Below are 7,153 nucleotides of genomic sequence, written 5' to 3'. Positions count from 1 at the left end.
CTCCTTTTCGGAGAGGGGGCCGGGGGGTGAGGCGACACGCTTACACAGTTTTAATTATCATCATCCCACCCAATGCCCCACAAATCTTTTTTTTGCATCGACGCGCACACCTGCGGCAACCCGGTGCGCCTGGTAGCGGGCGGCGGCCCCGTGCTGCGCGGGGCCAACATGAGCGAGAAGCGCCAGCACTTTCTCCAAGAGTTCGACTGGATTCGCAAGGGGCTCATGTTTGAGCCGCGGGGCCACGACATGATGTCGGGCAGCATCCTGTACCCACCGCACGACCCGGCCAACGACGTGGCCGTGCTCTACATCGAAACCAGCGGCTGCCTGCCCATGTGCGGCCACGGCACCATCGGCACCGTCACCATCGCCCTCGAAGAAGGCCTCATCACCCCCAAAGTGCCGGGCCAGCTGCGGCTCGAAACGCCCGCCGGCCTCGTGCTGGTGAGCTACCGCCAGGAAGGCAACAAGGTGAAATCGGTGAAGCTCGTGAACGTGCCCGCTTACCTCGACTCGGAGGGGCTGGCCGTGGAGTGTCCCGACCTGGGCCCCTTGCGCGTGGACGTAGCCTACGGCGGCAATTTCTACGCCATCGTGGACCCGCAAGCCAACTTTAAGGGTCTGCAAGCCTACCCCGCCGACCAGCTCATTGCCTGGAGCCGGGTACTGCGCCAGCGCCTCAACGAGCAGTACATTTTCGTGCATCCCGAAAACCCGACTATTCAGGGGCTTTCGCACATCCTGTGGGCGGGCGATACACTGGCTCCGACCTCCACGGCGCGCAACGCCGTGTTTTACGGCGACAAGGCCATCGACCGCTCGCCGTGCGGCACCGGCACCTCGGCCCGCATGGCGCAGTGGTACGCCCAGGGCCGCCTCAAGCCCGGCGATAAATTTGTGCACGAGAGCATTATCGGCTCTATTTTCACGGGCACTATTGAGGAAGAAACCACGGTGGCCGGCCGGCCGGCCATCCGGCCCGGCATCGAGGGCTGGGCCATTATCACGGGCCACAACACTATTTTCTTCGACGACGAAGACCCCTACGTTCACGGCTTTCAGGTTCTTTAGCAGCTAGTTATGAGTAAGGTAACGATTATCGGCGGGGGCATCATCGGGCTGTTTACCGCCTACTACCTCGTGGAGGCGGGTGCCGAGGTGACCGTGCTCGACCAGGGCGACCTAACGCAGGGCTGCTCCATTGGCAACGCGGGCATGATAGTGCCCAGCCACTTCGTGCCGCTGGCCTCGCCGGGCATGATTGGCAAGGGCGTGAAGTGGATGCTCTCCTCCAAAAGCCCGTTCTACATTCACCCGCGCCTCGACCGCCGCCTCGTGGAGTGGTGCCTGCTGTTCTACCGCTCGGCCACCAAAAAGCACGTCGACCGCAGCCTGCCCTACCTCAAAAACCTGAGCTTACTCAGCAAGAGCCTCTACTTCGACTTCGCCCGCGAGCACCCCGGCGCGGGCATCGGCCTCGAAGAAAAGGGCCTGCTGATGCTCTACAAAACGGCCGCTGTCGAGCATGAGGAAGTGGAAATGGCGGCGCTCTCCAACGCCAACGGCATCGCGGCCAACGTGCTCTCGCGTAGCGAGGTGCGCGAGCTGGAGCCCGAGGCCGACCTCGACGTGCGCGGAGCCGTGCACTTCACCGGCGACGCCCACCTCAACCCCGCCCGCCTCTACGATTTCCTCAAGCACTACCTGCAAACGCGGGGCGTGCGCCTGGTGGGGCAGGCCGAGGTGCTACGCTTCGCCCACACCGGCCAGACCATTACCCACGTCGTCACGAGCCAGGGCGACTTTGCCTGCGACCAGCTGGTAGTGTGCGCCGGGGCGTGGTCGGGCAAGGTGGCCCGGCTGCTAGGCTTGAAGCTGCCCATGCTGTCGGGCAAGGGCTACAGCTTTATGCAGGAAAACCAGCCCGCCATTCGCACGCCGGCCATCCTCACCGAGCAAAAAGTGGCCGTGACGCCCTTCGGCGCGCAGGTGCGCTTCGGGGGCACCATGGAAATCACGGATACCGACCTGCGCATCAACGCCAAGCGCGTGCAAGGCATTTTTGAGGCCATTCCGCGTTACTACGCGGGCTTTGCGCCCACCCCGCCCGCGCCCGAAGCCGTGTGGAGCGGCCTGCGCCCCTGCTCGCCCGACGGCCTGCCCTACATTGGCCCCACCGCCAAGTGGCGCAACGTGCTCTTCGGCAGCGGCCACGGCATGATGGGCATCAGCCTGGCCCCCGCCACCGGCCTGCTGCTGGCCGAGCAAATTCGGGAGCAGCAACTGTCGCTGGTTATCGACGCCTTCTCGCCCGACCGCTACGCCTAGCTGCTTCGCAACGTGAGGTAGCCCCAGCGGGGCGGCCCGCCGGTAGCCAAAACCCTATTTTTAAAATAATTAGCCCCGTAGGGGCGACCCGCTCGACTAGCTGGGTCGCCCCTACGGGGCTTTGATTTGCTTGAGCCGACTTTTTCTACCGACGGGCCGCCCCTCCGGGGCTATTCCGCAACGTGGGACGAGCGGAACCACGCAACTCAGTATCAAAACGTAACCCTGCCCATCAGGCTTTTAACCCTAATTTAACGCGCACCACTAGTTTATTTGATTCAGGGTATATATTAGCAGGCCGCAAAGCACTTTTACCTGGCTCCGGCCGGGCGAGTAAGCAGGCAGCAGTAGTTCTATAGTCAAGAAGGCTGCTTTCCGCGCAGCTTAGCCAGCATCCACAGGTTCCTTTTCCTTGCGATTTCTATGGTTTTCTTCACGGCTTCGCCCTTTCCCGTTCGCTCGCTGTCGGTGCGCGCGCTGTTCATTTTCCTTGGCTTCGTGAGTGTGCTCTGCGGGGCGGGGCTGCTGCTGAGCCGCAGCTACCCCGGCCAGCCCGCGCCGCTGGCCCAGGTGCCCGTGCCTGCAAAAAACCAAGCGAATAGCCAGCCAGTTTATCCTAGCGAACTACCTCAACAGCCGCGCTAGGCCGCCTGCCACAGGCCATGAAAGCCCAGTGGAATGTTGTGCGGCAGCCCCAGCCGGGCCAGTAGGCGCAGGTCGGCCGCGTCGGCCACGATGAGGTCGGTAGTGGTGGTGCGGGCGTCGAAGCGCAGGTACACGAGGTAGGCGTCGTCTTCGGCGGCAGCGTTTGCGCGGGGAATTATCACGGGCTCGCTCACCAGCGTGGCGGGTTCGTAGGCATGGCGGGCTTCGCCGGTGTGCACATCAAGCTTGATGAGGTGGTCGAGTAGCGGCAGCGGGTGGCTTGGCGGGCGGCCGATGGCCCAAGCGTAACGGTAGGGCTGGCCCACGCGGGTGGGGTTGATTTCGGGCAGCTCGCCCTCATAATCAGACAATAACTGACGCGCCACGGTACCGGCCGTCAGGTCGAGCCGGAAGCGCACGAATTTGGCCAATGGCTCGTCGTCGGGCAGGTTGCCGGCCAAGTAGGCCTTGATGCTGAGCGAGTCGGGATAGGTGTTCATCAGCAGCGCGTCGGCCACGAGCGTGCCGTCGGCATCCTGGTAGCCGTTCACGAAGTGGAAGGGGAAACCGAATTCGGTTTCGAGGCGCTGCACCGCGCCATCGGGGCCAACTACCACTACCTGGGTCGCTTGCCGGCTATCGACCTTGATGGACGCGGCCGGCGAGGTGATGCCCGCCAGCGCCCGCACCACGTCAAACGCCACCGGCGTGAGAAAGAAAATGCGGTGCCCGCTCTGGGTCAGCACAAAATCGTGGGCGAAGGTGGCGGCCGGCATGGGCAGCGCGTGCGCCAGCCGGGCCTCACCCGTGGGGCTTACCTCGTACAGCGCCAGGCGGTGCTGAGTGCCGGCTACGGTGCCGAAATTATGGAGCACGCCGGTGGTCGGGTGCACCTTGGGGTGGGCCGAAAACGGCAGTTCGGGCGTGATGCGGCGGTCGAGCCAGCCGAACGGGTTGCGTAGCGCGCCGCCGTAGTCGTAGCGGCCGAGGGTGGCCAGCGTGTCGGGGTCGAGGCGATGCGGCAGGCCGCCCTCCCACAACGCCAACAGGTGGCCGCCGTGCGCTACCAGGCTGGTATTGGCGGTATTCTTGAACTGCGTTTTGCCGAAGTTGGCACGCAGCCCACCGGGCAGGTTGGTGCCAAAGCTGCGGTAGAGCATCTTGCCGGCCTTTTCCTCGGCCACGTACTCGTCGGTGCGCACGTAGCGGTTGCGATAGGTCACATTTTTCCCATCAAACTGGAAGCGCGCTACCATGCCATCGCCATCGAACAAATGCTCGTAGGGTACGCCGTGCTGCTCGAAGTGGCCGTTGCCGTTGCGCAGCAGCGTGCCCACGAGGTCGGGCGGCAGGGCACCTTCGAGCAGCGGCAGCGCCTCGGCGTCGTACTCGGCGCGGGTGCGGCGGTTGGCCTGCACGTAGGCGTGCAGCGTGGGGTAGTGGCGAATGGGCATGGCGGCTAAACGCCGGGCGGGCGGAATGGTTGACGACTTGCCGGCCGCGTTACCCCACCCCCGGCCCCTCCCCTCCGGGGGGGGGGAGGGGCCGGGGGTGGGGTAACACGACCAACAAGCAACATCATTCGCGCTCACTTACTCATCCCCGCCCTCGCCTTTGCGCAATTCGGCATCCAGAAAATACGCGCCCTTGCGCACCAGCTGGGTAGTATCGGGCAGCGGGTCGAGGATGGTTACGGCCACGTCGCCGTGCTGAGGCTGGCCGGCGCGCACCCGCACCCGCCGAAACGTGGTGCGGCCCGAATCCTGGCTTACGCGCCGAAAAATGTAGCTCAGGTCACCGGCCTGGATGAGTGCGCCCTCGGGCAGCGTCTGCACGCGCGCCCCGGCCGTTTGGATGCGGGCGGCCACAAACTGGCCGGGTAATAAATCGCGCCGCTCGGGCTCGAAGTGGGCGTGCACGCGCACCGTGCGGGCATCATCGTCGAAGGCCTTACCCACCAGGAAGACGCGGGCCGTGAGTTCCTCGTCGCGGTTGGCGTTCTGGATTTTGAATAGAATCTTCTGCCCCACCTGCACCTTGGCCACGTCCTTTTCAAAGACCTTGAGCTCCAGGTGCAGGTCGTCGCGGTTCAGCACTTCTACCAGCACGTCCTGGGGGTTCACGTACTGGCCGGGGTTCACGTTCACGGCCTTCACGTAGCCGCCGATGGGCGTGGTGAGCGGCACGCTGGCCACGATTTGGCCAGTAGCGTCGAGGCGGGCCACCGAGATGCCGAGCAACCGCAGCTGCGCGGCCGTGGCGTGCAACGTGGCCTGCTCGCTGGCGTAGTCGGCGCGGGCCTGTTGCAGCTTGCGCTTGGCACCCACGTCCTCCACGTCCAATATGCGCTGGCGCTCCAGGTCTTCGGCCAAGAAGCGCACGCGGGCCTTGCTCTGCAAGTAGTTCTGCTGCAAGGTTAGGTATTCGGGCGAGCGCAGCGTAGCTACCACCGCACCGGCAGCCACGCGCTCGCCGGCCAGCACGGCCACCGTTTGCACGTAGCCGCCCATGATGGCCGTGATGGAAACGCGGTTTTGGGGCGGCACCTCGACCGAGCCGTTGGCCTGCACCTCGGTGGTCATGTTCTGGCGCTCGAAGGTGCCCAGGGCCACGCCGGCCGCTTGCAGCTGGGCCGCGCCCACGGTTACTTCGTCGGGGTTGGGCGGAGCAGCGGGAGCGGCGGCCGGGGCGGCTTTTTGGGCGGTGTCAGGCTTGGTGCCGCAGGCGGCGAGCAGGGCCATGGTGCCAGCTAGGGCCGTTAGGTTTAACTTGAAAAACATAGTTTTTGAATCAAATCGAAGAGAAATGCTGCGGTGAGCAGGGCGGGCCCGCCCTACCCTACTTGCCCACCAGAATATCCGCCCCCGTGAGCGCCTGCACGCTCACCACGAGCTCATTATACCGCTGCGCCTGGTCGAGGTAGTTGCTTTGAATCTGCCAGGCAGGCTCGGTATTCACCACGTAGGTTACGTAGTCGATGTCGCCGGCCCGGAAGCTTTTTTCGGCCGTCACGATAATGAGCCGGGCCTGGGGCAGGGCCGTTTTCTCGTAATAGTCGAGCGAGGCCCGCGCCCGGCGCAACTGGCGGCGCAGCGTGCTAAGCTGGGTGGTGAGCTGGCTGGTAGTGTAGGCCAGCTGGCCCTGGGCCACCTGCTCGCCCAGGCGAGCGGCGGCCACTCGCGCCCGCCCGGCCCCGCCCAGCAGCGGCAGGGCCACGCCCAGCTGCGCCACCCGCAGGGCCGTAAACTCGGGCCGCAACGTTTGCTGGAAGTAGCCGGCGCGCAGGTCGGGCAGGCGGCGCAGCTGCTCTACGCGCACTTGCAACTGGCTCACGGCTATTTGCTGGCGCAACAAACCCAGCGTAGGGTTACTTTCGGGCGAGAGGGCGGCCGTGTCGGTGGCCGCGAGCGGGGCCAGCAGCGCCTGGGTGGTGTCGACGGCGGCCGCGCCGGGGCTGCCCAGCAGCTGGCCCAGCTGCTCGCGCTGCACCTCCAGGTCGGAAAGCGTGGTGAGCAGGCGGTTTTCGATTTCAAGCACCCGCGCCTGGGCGGCTACCTGCTCCAGGCGGTTGGTTTCGCCCACTTTGTAGCGGATGAGGGCGGCGCGGGCGGCGCGGCGGTACAGGCTGTCTTGCCGGCGCAGCAGCGCCACCCGGCGGTAGCTTACCAGCAGGCCGTAGTAGTTAGTGCGGATGGCCTGCGCCAGGCTGCGGCGGCTCACGGCGGCCTGCTGCTCGGCGGTAGCGCCCTGGCTTTGCAGCAGCCGGCGCTGCGCCAGGTACACGCTTGGCAGGGCCGTTTGCTGAATGATATTGAACGTGTTATCGGTATAATTGCTCGACAGCTGGCCCACCTGAAAATCAATCACCGTGCGCGGCAGCTCCAGCCCGGTGCGAATGAGCGCCTGCTGCTGCTGGGTTTGCAGGCCGGCATTGCGCAGCGACTGGTTTTGGGTGCCCGCCGTTTGCAGGGCCTGGCCCAGGTTCACGGGTGCGCCGGCCGTGGAGCCGAGGGTAGTTTGGGCGTGGGCGGCGAAGGTGAGGAATAGCGCCAGCAGTGCCAGCCCGGCACGGGGAACCTCACCCCCCAACCCCCTCTCCAAAAAAGAGGGGGAGCCGACCACAGACGGACGTTGTTGGGCGTCCGGCTCCCCCCTCTTTTTTGGAGAGGGGGGCGGG

The 7,153-nt window shown here is 65.2% G+C and carries 6 protein-coding genes; 3 read left to right on the top strand and 3 right to left on the bottom strand.

Annotated elements, in window-relative coordinates:
* The first annotated feature begins 72 nt into the window (after positions 1 to 72).
* The 3 genes from VFO93_RS03125 to VFO93_RS03115 all read left to right on the top strand — a co-directional run bounded on the left by VFO93_RS03125 (position 73) and on the right by VFO93_RS03115 (position 2,976).
* The gene (locus VFO93_RS03125) at positions 73 to 1,074 is read left to right on the top strand and encodes a 4-hydroxyproline epimerase (protein ID WP_325132857.1); all 1,002 of its coding nucleotides are present in this window, start codon (positions 73 to 75) and stop codon (positions 1,072 to 1,074) included.
* Positions 1,075 to 1,083: 9 nt separating this feature from the next.
* Positions 1,084 to 2,331 carry an NAD(P)/FAD-dependent oxidoreductase gene (locus VFO93_RS03120; RefSeq protein WP_325132856.1) on the top strand — a complete coding sequence of 416 codons (1,248 nt, stop codon included), beginning with the start codon at positions 1,084 to 1,086 and terminating at the stop codon, positions 2,329 to 2,331.
* 423 nt (positions 2,332 to 2,754) lie between these two features.
* Positions 2,755 to 2,976 (top strand): hypothetical protein, encoded by a 222-nt coding sequence (locus VFO93_RS03115; RefSeq protein WP_325132855.1) that lies wholly within the window; start codon positions 2,755 to 2,757, stop codon positions 2,974 to 2,976.
* Here VFO93_RS03115 and VFO93_RS03110 read toward each other — a convergent pair.
* The 3 genes from VFO93_RS03110 to VFO93_RS03100 all read right to left on the bottom strand — a co-directional run bounded on the left by VFO93_RS03110 (position 2,973) and on the right by VFO93_RS03100 (position 7,065).
* Positions 2,973 to 4,430 (bottom strand): carotenoid oxygenase family protein, encoded by a 1,458-nt coding sequence (locus VFO93_RS03110; RefSeq protein ID WP_325132854.1) that lies wholly within the window; start codon positions 4,428 to 4,430, stop codon positions 2,973 to 2,975. The genes VFO93_RS03115 and VFO93_RS03110 overlap by 4 nt on opposite strands.
* 138 nt (positions 4,431 to 4,568) lie before the next feature.
* Complete coding sequence (locus tag VFO93_RS03105; RefSeq protein ID WP_325132853.1) at positions 4,569 to 5,756, bottom strand: efflux RND transporter periplasmic adaptor subunit; 1,188 nt, start codon at positions 5,754 to 5,756, stop codon at positions 4,569 to 4,571.
* Between the two features lie 58 nt (positions 5,757 to 5,814).
* Positions 5,815 to 7,065: a TolC family protein gene (locus VFO93_RS03100; RefSeq protein WP_325132852.1), complete on the bottom strand. Its 1,251-nt coding sequence runs from the start codon at positions 7,063 to 7,065 to the stop codon at positions 5,815 to 5,817.
* Positions 7,066 to 7,153: the final 88 nt, after the last annotated feature.

Source organism: Hymenobacter sp., assembly GCF_035709525.1.
Classification (GTDB): domain Bacteria; phylum Bacteroidota; class Bacteroidia; order Cytophagales; family Hymenobacteraceae; genus Hymenobacter.
Note: the sequence above shows the minus strand (reverse complement) of the source record. Positions and strands in the feature narration are given on the sequence as shown.